The organism is Streptomyces sp. NPDC049627 (assembly GCF_044465645.1).
Classification (GTDB): Bacteria; Actinomycetota; Actinomycetes; order Streptomycetales; family Streptomycetaceae; genus Streptomyces.
Window position 1 is genome coordinate 448,088 of sequence record NZ_JBITLW010000002.1, and the last position, 16,952, is coordinate 465,039.

A 16,952-nucleotide genomic window follows, 5' to 3' on the forward strand; every position below is an offset into this window, starting at 1 on the left:
CAAGTGCGGCTCGGCCACTGTCATGGGGCACACGAGGCACCGTGCACGAAGCGCTGCCCTCTCGTACCACCCCACCCCTCACCCGATGACCGACCACCATCGGAGACCCCATGCTGCGGGTGCACTTCACCGCGGACGACCTCGCGCGCGTGCGTGTCGCCGCCGCCCCCGATCCCCTCTGGGAGATCGCCACCAGTTTCCAGGCACTGATCGGTGCGGACGCCCCGCTGCTCTTCGACGAGTGGCGCAGGCTCGTGCGGCCGCGCGTGGGCCCCGTGTACGGGCTGCTCGCCGCGCTGCTGCCGCCCCAGGGCTACTTCCCGGACTTCCTCACCCCCGACCTGCGCGGCTCCTTCGACCTGGCGCACGCCGTCGACACCGTGCTCGGCACGCCCCGGATCCGGCTCCGCGGCGACCTCGCCCGGCTCGCCGCCTCTCCCGTCCGCCCGCGTCCGCTGCCGCCGCGCACCAGGGCCCTGGCCGACGGTGAGCCGGCGGCCCTGCGCGGGCTGGGTGCCGTCCTGCACGCCTATCACCGGCAGGCGCTCGCGCCCTTCTGGCCCCGGATCAGGGCTCAGGTCGACGCCGACCGGGCCGTACGCGCGCGTGCGGTGCTGGAGGGCGGCACCGACGGTCTGCTGGCGGGTTTCCGGCCGGTGCTGCGCTGGCAGCCGCCGGTCCTGGAGGCCGACTATCCGGTCGACCGTGAACTGCGCCTGGGCGGGCGGGGGTTGCTGCTGCAGCCGTCGTTCTTCTGCCTGCGAAGACCCCTGACGCTCGCCCTCGCCGACCTGACGCCGGTCCTGGTCTACCCGATCCAGCACACTCCGGGCTGGGCGCGGGCGGGCGGCGGCACGGTCGGGGCGGGCGGCGGCGTGGAGCTGGGCGCCCTCATCGGCCGTACCCGCGCGGCCATCCTGGAGGACGTCGTCACCGGCCGCACGACCGGCGAACTCGCCGAGCGCTTCGGCATCTCCGGCGCTGCGGTGAGCCAGCACACCGCGATCCTGCGCCGGGCGGGCCTGCTGCTGAGCGTCCGCCACAGCAAGAACGTCCTGCACACCATCACCCCCACGGGCCTCGCCCTCCTCGACGGTGGCCAGGCTTCCGTTTAAGGCACGGCTTCAACGTGTGGCAGGGACGCGGACGGCCGGACCAGTCTGAGGGCGACCGAGCGTCACCTCACAGGGGGAGTTCATGCTCATGCGTCTGCGTTCTCTTCTCGGTACGGCGTTGACGGCCGCGGGCCTGGTGGCCGTGAGCCTGGTTCCCGGGGCCGGCACCGCAGCGGCCTCGCCCAGCGGCGGCACCGGTGCGGCAGCGGTCCCGCCGACGGTGTCGCCGGCGGCGGACTTCTTCTACTTCGGGGGCCCCGGCTACGTCTGCCCGGAGGGCAACTTCTGCGCCCGCGTGTGGGATCCGACGGCGGGCACGTACCGGGTGTACAAGTTCTTCCGGTGCGCCACCTACTCACTCTCGAACTGGCTCGGCGTCGGAGGCTACGCGAACGGGCAGACCGGCGACCGCGCGACGGCGACGTTCTACGGCCGATCCGGCAACCCCCTGCTGGACGTGCCGATCGGCGGCCAGAACACGAGCTACGACTGGGGCCCGGTGTACAAGATCCGCAACTGCTACTGACAGCCGCGCACGCAAACGGGCCCGGGGGCATCGCCCCGGGCCCGTTTTCGGTGTCAGTGGCCGTGGATCAGGCTCGCGTGCCCGACCGGCGCCGCTTCGACGCCACGACGAACGCCGCGCCGCCCGCCACCAGCACCACCGCGCCGATGGCGATCGGACCGGTAGCGCTGCTGCCGCCGGTCTTGGCGAGGCCGCCGGGGGGCGTGGTCGAGCCGGAGGGCTCCGGGGTCGGGGGCTCGGTGGACGGCGTCTCCGCGGGCGGCGTCGTCTCCGCGGGCGGGGTCGTCTCCGCGGGCGGGGTCGGCGGCTCGTCGGTCGGCGGCTTCGACGGCTCGGCCGGCGGCGTGGCCGGAGGCGTCGTCGGAGGCTCCTCGGGCGTCGGAGGCTTCGGCGTGCAGTACTTCGTGCCGCCGTTCCAGGCCGCGATCAGCTTGTCCTTGATGACCGGGCGGTCCGGTCCCTTGGGCAGGTCGCCGTGCTCGTAGCCGTCGTTCGCGTCGAACCTGCCGTCGAACTTCACCGCGCCCCGGTACAGGTCGATCTGCGCGAAGCAGCCCGCGTCCGGCACGGCGATGTCCAGGGTGTCGCTCTGGCCGGGCTTGACGGTGACCGTGTCGAAGTCGACGAAGACCTGCTCGCCGGAGGTGGCGAAGGTCGCCCCGTGGGCGAGGTAGGAGGCGAGCGAGGCGGTGCAGGTGGTGGCGTCGGCGGCCGTGCGGACCGTGATGTGCACCTTGCCGTCGCCGCTGACCTTCAGGCTCTGGTCGTCGACCTTGACCGAGTCGTAGAAGTTCGTGCCGTCCAGCGAGAACTGGCAGCGGTCGGTGGCCGTCTCCGTGCCGGCACCGGTACCGGGCTGGTAGTGACCGCCGGTCTTCCAGCCGTCACCGCCGTGCGGACCGGTGGCCCAGGCGCCGGATGCGGAGGCGACGGTGGCCGCGCACAGGGCGAGCGACGCGGCGCCCGCCCCCAGCAGGCGTCGCGCGATGACACGTCTCGCTATGGACATGCGTATCCCATCAGGGGTGAGTGGTCGAAGAATCACTGGGCTCATTGGTCACATGCGCCACAGCGTGACCACATCGTCGGGCGACGGGAGAACGCTGTCAACCTGCGGGAACGCAAGGGAAGTTCAAACGGCAATCACAATTCCATCACACAGGGAATGATCTACTCCGCACTTCGCGGTGTTCGCTTTTCCGGCCAAGTGGACAGAGTTCTCACTGACGCCCGTACGCACCCGTGAGGAGTCCGCGTGACCGTCCGCACCACCACGCCCGACACCCCCGACCTCTCGTCCCGCAACCCCGACTGGTGGCGCCAGGCCGTCATCTACCAGGTCTATCCCCGCAGCTTCGCCGACGCCGACGGCGACGGGCTCGGTGACCTGAAGGGCGTCGCCCAGCGCCTGACCCACCTCGCCGCGCTCGGCGTGGACGCCCTGTGGCTCAGCCCCTTCTACCCCTCCGAACTGGCCGACGGCGGCTACGACGTCGCCGACTACCGCGACGTCGACCCCCGCCTCGGCACCCTCGACGACTTCGACGCCATGGCGGCCGAGGCCCACCGCCTCGGCCTGAAAGTGATCGTCGACCTGGTCCCCAACCACACCTCCCACCAGCACGTCTGGTTCCAGGAGGCGCTGCGGGCCGGTCCCGGCTCCGCGGCCCGCGACCGCTACGTCTTCCGCGACGGCCGCGGCCCGAGAGGTGAACTCCCGCCCACCGACTGGCAGTCCGTCTTCGGCGGCAGCGCCTGGCGCCGCGTCCCCGACGGCCAGTGGTACCTGCACCTCTTCACCCCCCAGCAACCCGACCTGAACTGGGAGAACGAGGAGGTCCGCGCCGACTTCCGCACCACCTTGCGCTTCTGGTCCGACCGCGGCGTCGACGGCTTCCGCGTCGACGTGGCCCACGCGCTCGCCAAGGACCTGAGCGAGCCGCTGCGCGACCTCGGCGCCCCGGAACTGAGCCGCGAGGACGCCCTCCCGCAGTTCCCGCCCGGCACCCACCCGTTCTACGACCGCGACGAGGTCCACGAGATCTACCGCGACTGGCGCAAGATCCTCGACGCCTACCGCCCGCCCCGCATGGCGGTCGCCGAGGCCTGGGTGAACCCGAGCGCCCGCCGCGCCCTGTACGCCCGCCCGGACGAACTGGGCCAGGCCTTCAACTTCGAGTATCTGCAGGCCGGCTGGGACGCGCAGGAGCTGAAGCGGATCATCACCGACTCGCTGGACACGGCCCGCGCGGCAGGCGCCTCGGCCACCTGGGTCCTCTCCAACCACGACGTCGTACGCCACACCTCCCGTCTGATGCTCCCGCCCGGCACCGACGACAACGCCTGGCTGCTCTCCGGCGGCCGCGCCCCGGCCGTCGACGAGTCCGCGGGCCTGCGCCGCGCCCGCGCCGCGACCCTCCTCATGCTCGCGCTGCCGGGTTCGGCGTACGTCTACCAGGGCGAGGAACTCGGTCTGCCCGAGGTCGCCGACCTGCCCTTCGAGGTCCTCCAGGACCCGATCTGGGAACAGACGGGCCGCGTCCGCAAGGGCCGCGACGGCTGCCGGGTGCCCCTGCCGTGGACGACGACGGGCCCCTCGTACGGCTTCGGCGCGGGCGGCTCCTGGCTGCCGCAGCCGGGCTGCTTCGCGGCGTACGCCGTCGAGGCCCAGGACGGTGTGGAGGGCTCCACCCTGGAGCTCTACCGCAGGGCCCTGCGCCTGCGCCGCAAACTGCTGGAGGGGGAGGAGCTGGAGTGGGCGGACGGCTCCGCTGCCGGGGTGCTCGACTTCGCCCGGCACGACGGCTGGCGGTGCGTGGCCAACCTCTCCGGTACGGCGGTGGACCTGCCGCCGGGGGAGGTGCTGATCACGAGCGCGCCGCTGGAGGAGGGCCGGCTGGGGCCGGACACGACGGCCTGGCTGACGTAGGCCGGGAGGCGCCGGTGTGATCTGTACGGGTGCTTCGCGGGCTTCGGGCAGACCCGGTCGGCCGGAGGGCGGCGTGGCGTGGCGGGTGGGGCGGGTCCGCTGCCCAAGGATGCGCATGCATGGCACGCACCTTCGACGAACTGGTCGCCATGCAGCGGGCGGCGGACCAGGCGCACACCAGGGTCGAGGAGCTCCGGGACCAGTACGGGCCGCCCGCCCACACCCCCTGGACCGAGCTCCAGACCGCCACGTACGAGACCGCCTGGCGGGCCTGGCGCGACCTCGCCCGTGACATCCAGTCCGCGATGACCGAGTACGCGAAGGAACAGGGCACCTCGCGCAACGAGGTCGAGGCGGACGTGAAGAAGGCGGTACGGCATCCCGAGCCGGACGGGGACGGCTGACGTGGCCGTCTCCCTGCCCGGACGGACCAACAATCCGCGCCGGCCGGCGGTGGCGCCGTGAGAATCGCAGGCATGAGCAGGCCCTGGAAGATGTCCTGGAAAACGTCCTGGAAAACGTCCTGGAAAACGTCCTGGAAAACGTCTTGGAAGACGTCCTGGAAGGCGTCCTGGAGGACGACGACATGGGGGGCGCTCGCCGTGGCGGGCGTGATGGTGATGCCCGGGACCGCGTCCGGATCGGCCGACCGCGGCCTCTGGGCCGCCGCGACCATCGAGCCGGGCCGGGAAGGCGTCGTCGAGGTCGGCGGCTACGAGGGGGCGGCACTGGGAGCGGGGTCCGTGCTGACGCTGACGGCCCCGGCGAAGGCGAGGGTGACGGGCGCGCCGTTCGCGGTGAGCGGGTACCGGGGGGCGGTGGCGCGGGGCGGCGGCAGCGGGACGTACACCTTCACGGGGCCGTCCGCCGCGGCCGGCGACCACGCGGCCGGCGAGGAGTCGGCGTCGGCGGCCTGGAAGAGCCGTACGTTCCCCTTCGTCCTGTCGGTCCGCCCGGACGCCGAGCCCGGCACCCGGCTCCCCGACTGCACCGTCACCCTGAGGGACGCCAAGGGCGGCGTGCGGGCGAAGGGCACCTGCGCCGTGACGGTGGGACTGCCCGCGCCGACCCTGTCCCGCCCCCAGTCGGGCGTCCCGCTGAGCGCGTCGCCGAAGACGTCCGGGACGGCCTACCCCGGCGCCCAGGTCACGGTCCGCGACGCGGCGGAGAACGAGGTCTGCACGACCACCGCCGCACCCGACGGCATCTGGACCTGCGTCCCCGGCCTCGCCCTGCGCCCCGGCCCCGGGCGCCTCCAGGCGACGGCGACGCTGAACGGCGTCAGCGCGACGAGCGAGCAGATCAACATCACCGTGGCCGGGGCGGCCGAGGGGCAGCGGGACACGGTGGCGGACAGCGAGGGCCGACGCCCCCGGCGCGGGGCGGAGTGAGGCGGACGTACGTGAGTAGGCGCGGCCGCAGGCCGTGAGTACCCGTGCTCATGCCGGGGCCCGCCCCCGCGCCCACACTGCGAACATGAAGCGACCATCCAGGCAAGACTCCTGTACCGCGCCTTTGCGGCGCCTCCCACGCGCCCTGCGCGGCACGGCGTTGACCGCACTGTGCGCCGTGGCCCTCGCCGCCTGCGGAACGGAACGTCCCGCAGGCGGCGACGGCGACGGCGGCGACAGTGCCGGGAAACCCGCGGCCGGGTCCCGGGCCGCGGCTTCCTCGCCGGCGCCCTCCCTGCCCGACGACGTCGACGCTGACGACACCGAGTTCCTCCCCTTCATGGAACTGCTCAACTCCGTCGCGGAGCCGTGCGTGAGGCATTTGCTGCCTTCGGGGCTGCCGACGGAACCTGTGGAGGACCCGTTGGAGGAACAGTCCGCTGAGAAGCCCCCCACCGAGCCACTGCCCGAACTCGCCGTCCCGGAGGAGCCCCCGCCCCCGTCCGAACCCCGGGACCCGGAGGCCGCCAGGAAGGAGACCGAGCTGAGCTCCATCGAGAAATGCGCGGCTCGCAACCATGAACGCCGGATCACCGAGGCGTTCGGCGGCATGACCGACCCGACACCCCGGCAGGTCCGCACGGTCCTGCACCGCCTCGGCTACATCGACCAGCGCATCCACGGGCCGAGGCGCTCCGGTGACGCCGTGGAGTTCGTCCTCGACCTGCGCAGCATGGGCGGCGAACTGTGCCAGTCCGGCAGGGTCGGTGGCACGGGAGCCGCCGTGGAGTCGTACGGAGGCTCCGTGGAGGTGGGTTGCACGGACGTGAAGCGCCGTCGCTGAGGTCTCCCCGCCCTACGACCGTGCCGGCTGATCGGCGATCAGCAGGGTGACGCCGGCCGGGCGGAAGCCCAGGCGGGCGTAGATGCGGGCGACGGTGTCCTCCGCGTAGGCGAGGAAGACGGTGTGCACCCCGTGGTCGCGGGCGTGGGCGGCCAGGGCCGCGGTCACGGCGGCGGCCAGGCCCTGGCGGCGGGCGGTGGGCAGGGTGCCGACGCCGCCGACCTCGGTGGTGCCGTTCGCCGGGTGGTAGTGGCCGACGGCGAGCGGGGTGCCGTCAGGGCCGAGGGCGGCGACGAGCGTCTTGTGGCCCGCGCGGAGGGTGGGGCGGGTCACCTCGACCGTGCCGTCCGCGGTCAACTCAGCGGCCGCAGCCGCCAGTTCGGCTCGGCCCGCCGGGCCCACCGCGGTGCCTGCCCGGGCGAAGGCCAGGCGGGGCAGGGCGAGTGCCGCGGGCAGGGCCGGGTCGTCGGCCGTCAGGGCGCGGATCGTGACGCCCTGCGGCAGGGGCTGAGGGGGGATCAGGCGGTGCGGGTCGAGCGCCATCAGCGGGCGTTCCGCCACGGGGAGGCCGGCCGCCTCGATACGGGCGCGCAGCGTCGGTGCCGCCTCGGCCAGCCACTCGAAGGCCTCCGGCACCCCCAGCTCGCGCTGCCGGGCGCGCACCCGGGCGATATCGGCGGCGGTGACGGCCGCGGAGCGCTCCGCGACGGGCTGAGCGTGGCTCGGACCGCCGTAGTACGGGGTCCCCGGCTCCTTCCGCACGAACAGCCGCAGCGGCCCGAACGGCTCGGCGTCGGCGAACAGCAAGGGCACGGTCGCGTAGTACTGCTCGATCCGGGCACGCAGCGATGAGTCGCTCATGCGGCGCATCCCACCATGCGGTGGCGCCCTGCCGCATCCGGAAATCCGCGCCCGGGCGGTCGGGTGCGCCGGTCTCCGTGTCGCGGTGTCGGTGTCGGTGACGTCTCGCGGTGTCGGTGTCGGTGTCGGTGACGTGTCGGGGCTGTCGGTGCGATGTCGGTGGCCTGTCGGTTGCGGGCCGGAGTCTTCGTGGAGACCTGCCGGGCGGCCGTCCGGCGGGTGTGCGACACACACGCGACCACCCTGACCAAGGAATCACGATGACCACTGACGTCACGATCATCGGCGCCGGGCTCGGCGGGCTGACGCTCGCCCGGGTCCTGCACGTGCACGGCATCCCGGCCACGGTCTACGAGGCCGAGGCCTCGCCGACGGAGCGCTCGCAGGGCGGAATGCTCGACATCCACGACTACAACGGCCAGCAGGCCCTGCGGGCCGCCGGCCTGATGGACGAGTTCCGCGGCATCATCCTGGAGGGCCGCCAGGCGATGCGGATCCTCGACCGGGAGGGGACCGTCCGGCTCGACCAGGCCGACGACGGCACAGGAGGACGCCCCGAGGTCCAGCGCGGCGAGCTGCGGCAGATCCTGCTCGACTCGCTCCCGGCCGGCACCGTCCGGTGGGGCCACAAGGTCAGCGGTGCCCGTCGGCTCGGCGAGGGCCGGCACGAGGTGACCTTCGCCGACGGCACCACCACCGCGACGAACCTCCTCGTCGGCGCGGACGGCGCGTGGTCACGCGTCCGGCGCCTCCTCTCCGACGCGGTGCCCGAGTACACCGGCACGTCGGTCGTCGAGACCTACCTGTTCGACGCCGGCACGCGGCACCCCGCCGCAGCGAAGGCGGTCGGTGGCGGGGCGATGTTCGCGCTGGAGGAGGGTGAGCGGCAGATCGCGGCTCACCGGGAGAAGGGCGGGACCCTCCACGCCTACGTGATGCTGTCGAAGCCGCTGGACTGGTTCGCCGGTATCGACTTCACCGATGCCGCCGCGGCCTCCGCGCGGATCGCGCAGGAGTTCGCCGGCTGGGCGCCGGAACTCACCGCACTGATCACCGACAGCGACACCCCGCCGGTACTGCGGCACCTCTACACGCTGCCGGTCGGCCACCGGTGGGACCGGGTGCCGGGGGTGATCCTGGTCGGCGACGCCGCCCACCTCCTGCCCCCGAACGGCGAAGGCGCCAACCTGGCCATGCTGGACGGCGCCGAACTCGGTGCGGCCCTCGCCGCGCACCCCGACGACGTCGAGGCGGCGCTGGCCGCGTACGAGCAGGCGCTCTTCCCTCGCAGCACCGCGGTCGGCGAAGAGGAAGCCGCCGTCGTCGACCATCCCACGCTCGAGGACATGGTCGACTTCTTCACCCGGGGCGAGCGGGACGAGGACGAGCAGGTCGCCCGAGCCGCTCGGCAGCGTCAGTAGCGCACCGCCCTGGCGACCTCCGCCCGTACCTCGCCACCCAGTTCCCGTGTGCTGCGTGCGGTGCCGGTGCCCGTCCCGCCGGCCGGCACGTCGGACACGGTCGCCACGGCCGCGTCGAGGAGGTTGCCGTCCTCGTCACGGAAGTTGATCTGCACGGCGAAGGACCTGGTCGAGTCGGTCGTGTTCTTCGCCGTGACCTTCACGGTCGTACGGCCGTCCGAGTCGGTCGTCGGGTCGGCGAGGCTCACGGCGTCCTTGGCGTCGATGCCGCCCTTGATGTCGTCCAGCTGGCGGCCCGCCTCGGCCGTCGCCGAGGCGAAGGCGGAGGCCGCCTTGCTGGCCACCGAGGAGGGTGTGTCGTCGTCGCTGCACGCGCTCAGGAAGGCGGCGGCCAGCGCGGCGGTCGTCGTGAGGATCGTGGTTGTCGTCGTCCACCGGGTTCGGTGACCGGGCATGGCGCCTCCAGCGGTGCGTTCCGGTTCGAGCTCCAGTGAAGATCCGTACGCCCGTGCCCGCACCCCGGCCGCACCCGATCGGCCCGTCACCCGATCGGCCCGCCCCCCGTGGTGGCGGGCCCCCGGGTGAACTCATCGTCGTATCGACCGCAGAACACGACCGCGGAACACGCGAGAAGTGGGGTACGGCAGCCATGAGCCAGCCGCAGCCGCATGCAACCGACGCAGCCCACGGCGCTCCCGGTTCTCGACGCCCGGCCGGGGCCGGGCCCGCCACCGCACCGGCCCCCGGCGGCGGATACCGGCTCGAACCCCCCGCACCCTCTGAGCCCTCCACCATCGGCCGGGCCACCGGCGCGCTCGTCTTCGCGGGTGTGCTGATGCTGGTGAACGGGCTGCTGGCCGTCCTCCAGGGCATCTCCGCGATCGCTGAGGACGACGTCTACGGCCGTCTCGGCGACTACGTCTTCAAGATCAACCTCACGGCGTGGGGCTGGATCCTGCTCGCCCTCGGCGTCGTGGTCGCCGCGGTCGGCTACGGCATCCTCAAGGGAGCGTGGTGGGCGCGGATCACCGGCATCTTCCTGGCGTGCCTCAGCCTGGTCGCGCACTTCCTGTTCCTGCCGTACACGCCGGTGTGGTCGGTGATCATGGTGGGGATCGACTTCTTCGTGATCCTGGCCCTCGCCCTGGCGCCGGACGACTCCGGGGGCGCGGTCGCGCCCGTGTAGGCCCTGGGCCCGGACTCAGGCGTGCCCGATACCGCCCCCACCGAAGGAGCCGCTCTTGCCGGGCAGCCAGCGCTTGCGGTGCTGGTCCTCGCTGCGCCTGCTGCCCGCATGGTGCAGCTCGTGCGGCAGGAGACGCTCCCTGCCGTCCGCGTGCGGGACTTCGTCCGGTTCCCGGACCTCCCGGACCTCGTGGACCGGGCCGGTGTCGGGGAGGTGCGGCTGCTCGTCGGGCTTGGGCCGGGGCAGCTCCTTGTCACGGACCCGCATGCCGAGTGACACGGCCCAGATCAGGGCACCGGCGATGAACAGGCCACCCACAAAGGCGGCGATCACGTTGAGTACCTCACTCGACGTGGCCGCTACTACAAACGTCGTCGCCGTACTCATGCCTCAATTATCACCGAAACGGACGAATAAGCTCCTCGACGGAGCGGCCCCGTCTCGGCCGGCCCCCCTCGTCCGGCCCGTCCGGCTCCGCGTGCGGGTGGGTTCCGCGCGGACCTCGGTCCCGGTGGCCGCCAGCCCGGCGGTGGCGGCGGTGGAGTCGTCCACTTGCGGAGTGGCCCCGTCTCGGCCGGCCCGAACGGCCTCCGCTCGCGGACCCTCGCGGGCCTAGGCGCCTTTCTCCCCCTCGTCCGCCTCGTCCGGCTCGCCCAGCTCCGTGAAGAGCGTCAGCTGAAGGGCGCCGGGGGCTTGCAGGCGGGAGTTGAGGGAGTTCCAGGGGGTGCGGGTGGGTTCCGCGAGGACCTCGGCACCGGCAGCCGCCAGCCTGGCGGTGGCGGCGGTGGAGTCGTCCACCTGGAAGGCGACCCGGACATGGCCCGCCACCCGTCGGCCGACCTCGACCTCGTCGATGAACTCCGCGTGGTTCGGGTCGGTCAGCTCCAGCGTGGCCCGCCCGGCGTCGAGGATGGTGACCCGGCCGCCGGGGGACGAGAACGCCCCGCGCTCGGGGAGCCCCAGCACGTCCCGGTAGAAGCGCAGCGCCTCGTCGTAGTCGGCCGCCGTGACGACCAGACGGAGCTCGCGGACGGGGGGTCCGGAGGGGGCGTCGGCGGACGGTGCGTCCGGGGTCGGTGCGCCGGAAGACGGTGTGTCGGACATGATCGGCTCCTTGACATCGGTTCTGGACACCCTGGGTCGTGAAGGGTGAACTCCGGTGCGAGGCCCGGGATTCCGGCCCGCCCCCTCGACCTCACGCCCCCACTGGTCAGCCCCGGACTCCCCGCACGGCCCACGCTCGTGCCGTGAGTGGGATCGATCGGTCCGGTGCGGTGGGGAGGATGGCGTGCAGGGTGTCGCGGAGTCGGTTGCGGGTGGTCGGGGTGAGGGAGGCGAGGTGGCGCGGCGCGGGGAGTCCGATCCGGCGTCGCGATTCCCTGTCCCCTGGCTCCGCCTGGCCAGGAAGCGAAAGGTGGTCGCGGCCGTCAGCCCCGGACTCCCCGCACGGCCCACGCCCGTGCCGTGAGCGGGATCGATCCGTCCGGTGCGGTGGGGAGGATGGCGTGCAGGGTGTCGCGGAGTCGGTTGCGGGTGGTCGGGGTGAGGGAGGCGACGTAGCCCGGGGCGGGGCCCTGGCCGGACAGGAAGGGGTTCCACAGGTCGGCGAAGCCGGTGAAGACCGTGGGGACCTCGATCGCGGTGGTGGATACGGCGGTGAGGCCCGCGCCCGTCCACAGCCTGTGCAAAGGTTCCGGACGGCAGTCGGGGAACCGGCGGCCCTCGTCGAGCGCGGCGGCGTCCGGGTCCACCGCGGTGGCCGCGTCCCAGAAGCGGCGCAGGAAGCCCATGCCGTCGCCGTAGTCCCACACGTACGCCGCGACGAGGCCCCCCGGACGGACGACCCGGGCCAACTCCCGTACCCCATCGGCGGGTTCGGGCAGGAAGTTCAGTGTCAGCCCGCTGACCGCCACGTCGAAGGCGCCGGCCCGCGCGGGCAGCGCCGTCGCGTCCGCCACGACGAAACGCGGCGCACCGGAAGCCGGCGCCGTCGTCCGGGCAGCCGCGCCCACGAATCCCTCGGAACGGTCGCACCCCACCACCACCCGGGGACCGCACCGCTCCGTCACCACCGCCGACAGCACACCCGTGCCGCACCCCACGTCCAGCCACCGCAGACCGTCCGCACACCCGAGCCACGCCAGGAATTCCCGCGCGACGACTCTGCTCCACCGGCCCATGTACCGCTCGTAAGCGGCTCCCGACGCCCACACGTCGAATCGCTGCTGCTTCGACAGGACAGCCCCCTTTTAATTGGCGTACACCGTGCTGGATGTGAAATCCGGGGTACTCCGTAATAGATTACTCATGAGGGAAAGAAGGTGAAGAACATGCTGAGGTACACGGCCCCCACAGTCGTCCGACTAGGACGGATTGAGGACCTCACCGGCCAGCTGCGCCGCGGTGTTCCTGACCTCCTCGGCCACGGCAACATCCTGTGACACACCATCGGTTCGGCCCCTCGCCTGCTGCGATCAATCGGCGGGGAGGGGCCATCGCGGCCGACGGCTATTTGTCGCTTCAATGGTTGACCGAGCGATTTCTGTTCCTCGGTCCTGCCGTATTGCATCCACCCCTGGAATTCGTCCAGAGAATTGCCGACGCCGCGTCCGGCGCGCAATTCGAAACGCTCGGGCGTATACTCAGATCCCTCCCCGCAGAGCTCTCCGGATGTGTCGCCACCCCGCAGCGGATCCTCATTTTCCGCGGGCTGTGCAGCCCCGACCAGATCTTCCACCGCAGGGCCGGCGGCCACATCTCCTGGTCCACCGATCCGAGGGACCTCCTCGACGGCCGGTTCCCCGACTTCGACGGTGAGACCCTCTGGCGCAGCTGCCGGGGCGAGGACGTCTTCCTCTACCCGCACCTCGGACCCCTGCTGCACCCCGGCCAGTTCGTCGCCCTCGGCCCGCGCACCACCCGCACCGAGACCTACGACCGCGCGACCCCTCTCGACCTGCCCCGCCGCACCCCCCTGCGCACCTACGCCCGCCTCACCTACGACCTGCTGCTGCAGGAGACCCGCCGCTGGGCCGACGCCGGCCGCGTCGGCATCCTCCTCTCCGGCGGCGTCGACTCGGCCACCGTCCTGGCGGCGCTCACCGAGCACGGTGCGGACGTCACGGCGTACCACATGGGCACCGACGATCCCTCGGCCGACGAGTCCGGATACGCCCGCCGGGTCTGCCGGCACCTCGGCGTGCCCCTGGTCACCGTCCCGCGCGTCACGGACGACGAGGACTACTTCGCCACCGGTCTCGACCTGCCCCACCCCTTCAACCACGTCTGGCTGCGCACCCTGGAACGGGTCGCCGACCGCATCGCGGCCGACGGCGTGCGGATCGTCGTATCCGGACTGGAGGGGGACATGCTCTTCGGGCCACTGCGCTACGGGCTGCACGACATCCTCGCAGCCGACATACCGGGACGGGAGAAGTGGCGGATGCTGCGCGGGCTGCTCGGCACCCGCTGGGAGCTGAGCCGGCTGCTGCGCAGCGCCCGGCCCTCCTACTCCCTGTACGCCGACCCCGAGGCGCTGGCCGAGACGGAACTCGGCGATGACTTCCTCGTCCCGCACCCGGACGCCGCCCCCGAGGCGTACGACCTGGACTTCGCGCCCCAGGAGAACACCCTGAACCTCGCGCTGTGGCGGCCCCGCGGCATCCACCTCGCCAAACCGCTCGGCGGCCGGCCGCTGCGGCGCCTCGCGGCCCGGCTGCCCGACGCCTACCGCCTCATCCCGTACGCCGGGCGCACCATCGACAAGCCGGTGCTGCGGCTGGCCGCCGCCCACCGGCTGCCGCCCGACGTGTGGCGGCACTACGGGCGGACCTGGCTGGGCTCCCCCGACGAGACCTGGTGTCTGCGCCACCCCGACGCGCTCGCCCGCGTCCTCGGCGACCCCGACGCCCGGCTGACCGCCCTGGGCGTCGTCGACCCGCAACGGCTCGCCGGGGTCCTCGCCGATCCGCGGGCGCTGCGCCGCAACGCCGAGAACCTGCTCTGTTCCGCCATGGTCGAGCTCTTCCTGCGCGACCTCGAAGCACGACTTCGGCCGGCCCGTACGGCCGACGACCGGAGGTGACCGTCATGCCGCTGCTGCGCCTCACCGACCAGACCGTCTTCGACCCCGCCGACGGCACGGGACTTCTGCTGGACGGCACGGAGGGTGCGTACTACGAGCTGAACCCCGTGGCCACGCTCATGCTGCAGGCCGCACTCGAGTACGACACCACCGACGAGGCCGTACGGCACCTCGGGACACGCATCGACGCCAGTGACGCGGTGCTGCGCGAGGGCCTCACCAGCCTGACCGGCCGGCTCACCGAGTCCCACCTCGCCGAACCGGCGCCGTGAAGAACTCCGCCGCCGTGCAGAACCCCGCCGACGACTGGGAGTTCCTGCTCTGGGAGCCCGGCCCTCCGCCGCGCCGGCCGCCTCGCCGGGCCCGGCTGCTCGCCGCCGCCCGCACCGTGCGGGCGGCCCGCCTGCTCCGGCGGCGCGGCTGGTCCGAGGCCCAGCGGTATCTGCGCTCCCTGCGGCCCACGGTGCGCCCGGAGACCGAGCCGGCGGAGGCGATCGGCCTCGCCCGCCGTGAGGTGCTGAGCTGCCTCACCGCCCTGCGGCCGGCCGATCCCGACGCGCTGTGCCTGGCCCGCTCGTACGCCCTCGCCGTGTACCTCACCACGCTCGGCCTGCCGGTCGAGGTCGTCGTCGCCCGGCAGCGCACGTCGATCGGCGGGCGCTTCGCGTGCCACGCCTGGGCCGAGCTGCACGGGGAGGTGCTCGCGGACATACCGGGGGTGCGGACCGGGTTCACGGTGCTGCAGCGGTTCGGTTCCGAGCATGTACCGGGTTCCGAGCATGTACCGGGTTCCGGGTACGCGCGGGATTCCGGGCAGCTGCGGGGCGGCGTATGACCGACGTACGGCCGCGCACCGGGGCGCAGGAGGTCCGCCGGGTCCTGCGCGGCCACGGCCGCCGGATCACGGGGGCCGCGCTGCTGGCCCTGGCCGGCTCCGCGCTCGCCCTCGCCCAGCCGCTGGTCGTCAAGCGGGTAATCGAGGAGGCCGGCGCGGGCGCGGCGACCGGCGGAGCGGTCGGGCTGCTGATCGTGCTCTTCCTCGCGCAGGCCGCCGTGCAGGGCGTGGCGCGCTATGTGCTGGCCCGCACCGGCGAAGGCGTCGTCCTCGGCCTGCGCCTCGGCCTGATCGCCCATCTGCTCCGGCTGCCCATGCGGACGTACGACCGCCGTCGCACCGGCGACCTGATCGCCCGGACCAGCGCCGACAGCACCGCCCTGCGGCTGCTCGTCTCCGAGGGTTTCACCGACGCCGTCACCGGCAGCATCGGGCTCGTCGGCGTCGTCGCCCTGATGGTGTGGCTGGACTGGGTGCTGTTCCTGCTGGTGCTGGTCGTGATCGCGATCGGCTCCCTGGCGGTGGCATCGGTGCTGCGCGGCATCGAACGGGCCTCGCTCCGCGCCCAGCAGGCGACGGGCGCCATGACCGCCGAACTGGAGCGGGCGCTGGGCGCCATCCGCACCGTGCGGGCCAGCGGCGCCGAGGAGCGCGAGACGCTGCGCATCGGGGCCGAGGCGCGGTCGGCGTACACCCAGAGCGTGCGGGTCGGGGCGCTGGACGCGGTGGTCGCCCCGGCGGTCATGCTCACCATCAACGGTTCGTTCCTGCTGGTGCTGATGGTCGGCGGCATGCGGGCGGCCGGCCGGGACGGATCGGCGTCCTCGGTGGCCGAACTCGCCGCGTTCCTCCTCTACATGCTCTACCTGATGGCCCCGGTCGCCGCCGTCTTCCAGGCGCTGAGCACCATGCGCCAGGGCCTGGGCGCGCTCCGGCGCATCACGGAGGTCCTGGACCTCCCGCCCGAACCGCAACCGCTCCTCCCGCCGGTCCCGCAGCCGTCGACTCAGGCCGATACCACCGCCGTACTGGAATTCCAGAACGTCCGCTTCGGCTACGACCCGGCCCACCCGGTCCTCCACGACGTCTCCTTCGCCGTCCCCCGGCACGGCCACGTCGCCCTGATCGGCAGCTCAGGCGCCGGCAAGTCCACGGTCTTCGCGCTGGCCGAGCGCTTCTACGCCCCCGACGCCGGGCGCGTCCTGTTCGAGGGCCGGGACGTGCGCACCCTGGGCCGGGCCGCACACCGCGCACGGATCGGCCTGGTGGAGCAGCACGCGCCGGTGCTGTACGGCACGCTGCGCGAGAACCTCCTGTACGCCGCGCCCGACGCGGACCCGGCCGACCTGGACCGGGTGATCGAACTGGCGCAGCTCACCGAGGTCGTGGCCCGCTCACCGCACGGCCTGGACACGGAGGCGGGCGAACGGGGCATGTCCCTCTCCGGCGGCGAACGCCAGCGCATCGCCCTGGCCCGCTCCCTGCTCGCCCGCCCCGCACTGCTGCTCCTCGACGAACCGACAGCCCACCTGGACGCGGCCAACGAGGCGGCGCTGCGCCGCTCGATCCGCCGGATCACCGAGGAGTGCGCCCTGCTGGTCATCGCCCACCGCTTCTCCACGATCCGCGCCGCCGACGCCGTCGTGGTCCTGGACACCGGCCGGGTCGCCGCCACCGGCACCCACGAGGAACTGCTGGCGAGCAGCGAGCACTACCGCCGCCTGTCCCAGGCGGGGGTCGCGGCGGACGGCCGGTGACGG

At 73.0% G+C, this 16,952-nt stretch carries 18 protein-coding genes; 12 read left to right on the forward strand and 6 right to left on the reverse strand.

Annotated features, from left to right (window positions below):
* Window positions 1-110 precede the first annotated feature (110 nt).
* Both ACIBU0_RS06985 and ACIBU0_RS06990 read left to right on the forward strand, forming a co-directional pair.
* A complete protein-coding gene (locus tag ACIBU0_RS06985; RefSeq protein ID WP_398812793.1) occupies window positions 111-1,115 on the forward strand; it encodes an ArsR/SmtB family transcription factor in 1,005 nt (334 codons plus the stop codon).
* An 88-nt stretch (window positions 1,116-1,203) separates the two neighbouring features.
* Window positions 1,204-1,641: a hypothetical protein gene (locus ACIBU0_RS06990; RefSeq protein WP_398812796.1), complete on the forward strand. Its 438-nt coding sequence runs from the start codon at window positions 1,204-1,206 to the stop codon at window positions 1,639-1,641.
* Between the two features lie 67 nt (window positions 1,642-1,708).
* Here the strand turns inward: ACIBU0_RS06990 and ACIBU0_RS06995 are convergent, their stop codons facing one another.
* On the reverse strand, window positions 1,709-2,650 hold the full coding sequence (locus ACIBU0_RS06995) for an LAETG motif-containing sortase-dependent surface protein (protein ID WP_398812799.1): 942 nt from the start codon (window positions 2,648-2,650) through the stop codon (window positions 1,709-1,711).
* Window positions 2,651-2,896: 246 nt separating this feature from the next.
* Here ACIBU0_RS06995 and ACIBU0_RS07000 point away from each other — a divergent pair, with 246 nt between their 5' ends.
* The 4 genes from ACIBU0_RS07000 to ACIBU0_RS07015 all read left to right on the forward strand — a co-directional run bounded on the left by ACIBU0_RS07000 (window position 2,897) and on the right by ACIBU0_RS07015 (window position 6,805).
* Window positions 2,897-4,570, forward strand: a complete 1,674-nt coding sequence (locus ACIBU0_RS07000; RefSeq protein ID WP_398812802.1) for a glycoside hydrolase family 13 protein — start codon at window positions 2,897-2,899, stop codon at window positions 4,568-4,570.
* A 119-nt stretch (window positions 4,571-4,689) separates the two neighbouring features.
* Complete coding sequence (locus tag ACIBU0_RS07005) at window positions 4,690-4,974, forward strand: hypothetical protein (protein ID WP_398812804.1); 285 nt, start codon at window positions 4,690-4,692, stop codon at window positions 4,972-4,974.
* 198 nt (window positions 4,975-5,172) lie between these two features.
* Window positions 5,173-5,961: a carboxypeptidase regulatory-like domain-containing protein gene (locus ACIBU0_RS07010; protein ID WP_398812806.1), complete on the forward strand. Its 789-nt coding sequence runs from the start codon at window positions 5,173-5,175 to the stop codon at window positions 5,959-5,961.
* A gap of 85 nt (window positions 5,962-6,046) precedes the next feature.
* Window positions 6,047-6,805 carry a hypothetical protein gene (locus ACIBU0_RS07015; protein WP_398812809.1) on the forward strand — a complete coding sequence of 253 codons (759 nt, stop codon included), beginning with the start codon at window positions 6,047-6,049 and terminating at the stop codon, window positions 6,803-6,805.
* A gap of 12 nt (window positions 6,806-6,817) precedes the next feature.
* On the opposite strand, the gene ACIBU0_RS07020 is transcribed toward ACIBU0_RS07015, so the two are convergent.
* Entirely contained in the window at window positions 6,818-7,666 is an 849-nt protein-coding gene (locus ACIBU0_RS07020; RefSeq protein ID WP_398812812.1) for a GNAT family N-acetyltransferase, read from the reverse strand.
* 260 nt (window positions 7,667-7,926) lie between these two features.
* Between ACIBU0_RS07020 and ACIBU0_RS07025 the strand changes: the two genes are divergently transcribed.
* On the forward strand, window positions 7,927-9,087 hold the full coding sequence (locus ACIBU0_RS07025; protein ID WP_398812815.1) for an FAD-dependent oxidoreductase: 1,161 nt from the start codon (window positions 7,927-7,929) through the stop codon (window positions 9,085-9,087).
* On the opposite strand, the gene ACIBU0_RS07030 is transcribed toward ACIBU0_RS07025, so the two are convergent.
* Window positions 9,081-9,542 (reverse strand): FxLYD domain-containing protein, encoded by a 462-nt coding sequence (locus tag ACIBU0_RS07030; RefSeq protein ID WP_398812817.1) that lies wholly within the window; start codon window positions 9,540-9,542, stop codon window positions 9,081-9,083. The genes ACIBU0_RS07025 and ACIBU0_RS07030 overlap by 7 nt on opposite strands.
* A 194-nt stretch (window positions 9,543-9,736) precedes the next feature.
* Between ACIBU0_RS07030 and ACIBU0_RS07035 the strand changes: the two genes are divergently transcribed.
* Complete coding sequence (locus ACIBU0_RS07035; protein WP_398812820.1) at window positions 9,737-10,273, forward strand: hypothetical protein; 537 nt, start codon at window positions 9,737-9,739, stop codon at window positions 10,271-10,273.
* Between the two features lie 15 nt (window positions 10,274-10,288).
* On the opposite strand, the gene ACIBU0_RS07040 is transcribed toward ACIBU0_RS07035, so the two are convergent.
* From ACIBU0_RS07040 to ACIBU0_RS07050, 3 genes are all read right to left on the reverse strand, one after another.
* On the reverse strand, window positions 10,289-10,660 hold the full coding sequence (locus ACIBU0_RS07040) for a DUF6479 family protein (protein WP_398812822.1): 372 nt from the start codon (window positions 10,658-10,660) through the stop codon (window positions 10,289-10,291).
* Between the two features lie 225 nt (window positions 10,661-10,885).
* A complete protein-coding gene (locus ACIBU0_RS07045) occupies window positions 10,886-11,377 on the reverse strand; it encodes a VOC family protein (RefSeq protein ID WP_398812825.1) in 492 nt (163 codons plus the stop codon).
* Window positions 11,378-11,700: 323 nt separating this feature from the next.
* Window positions 11,701-12,453 (reverse strand): class I SAM-dependent methyltransferase, encoded by a 753-nt coding sequence (locus tag ACIBU0_RS07050; RefSeq protein WP_398812828.1) that lies wholly within the window; start codon window positions 12,451-12,453, stop codon window positions 11,701-11,703.
* 347 nt (window positions 12,454-12,800) lie between these two features.
* Here ACIBU0_RS07050 and ACIBU0_RS07055 point away from each other — a divergent pair, with 347 nt between their 5' ends.
* Genes ACIBU0_RS07055 through ACIBU0_RS07070 form a run of 4 tightly spaced genes read left to right on the forward strand, consistent with a single transcriptional unit; the run spans window position 12,801 to window position 16,949 of the window.
* Window positions 12,801-14,357, forward strand: coding sequence for an asparagine synthase-related protein (locus ACIBU0_RS07055; protein ID WP_398812831.1), 1,557 nt, complete (start codon window positions 12,801-12,803; stop codon window positions 14,355-14,357).
* Window positions 14,358-14,362: 5 nt separating this feature from the next.
* Complete coding sequence (locus tag ACIBU0_RS07060; RefSeq protein WP_398812834.1) at window positions 14,363-14,629, forward strand: PqqD family peptide modification chaperone; 267 nt, start codon at window positions 14,363-14,365, stop codon at window positions 14,627-14,629.
* Window positions 14,626-15,192: a lasso peptide biosynthesis B2 protein gene (locus ACIBU0_RS07065; RefSeq protein WP_398812836.1), complete on the forward strand. Its 567-nt coding sequence runs from the start codon at window positions 14,626-14,628 to the stop codon at window positions 15,190-15,192. Before ACIBU0_RS07060 ends, ACIBU0_RS07065 begins: the two co-directional genes overlap by 4 nt.
* Complete coding sequence (locus ACIBU0_RS07070) at window positions 15,189-16,949, forward strand: ABC transporter ATP-binding protein (protein ID WP_398812839.1); 1,761 nt, start codon at window positions 15,189-15,191, stop codon at window positions 16,947-16,949. Before ACIBU0_RS07065 ends, ACIBU0_RS07070 begins: the two co-directional genes overlap by 4 nt.
* The last annotated feature ends 3 nt before the right edge of the window (window positions 16,950-16,952 follow it).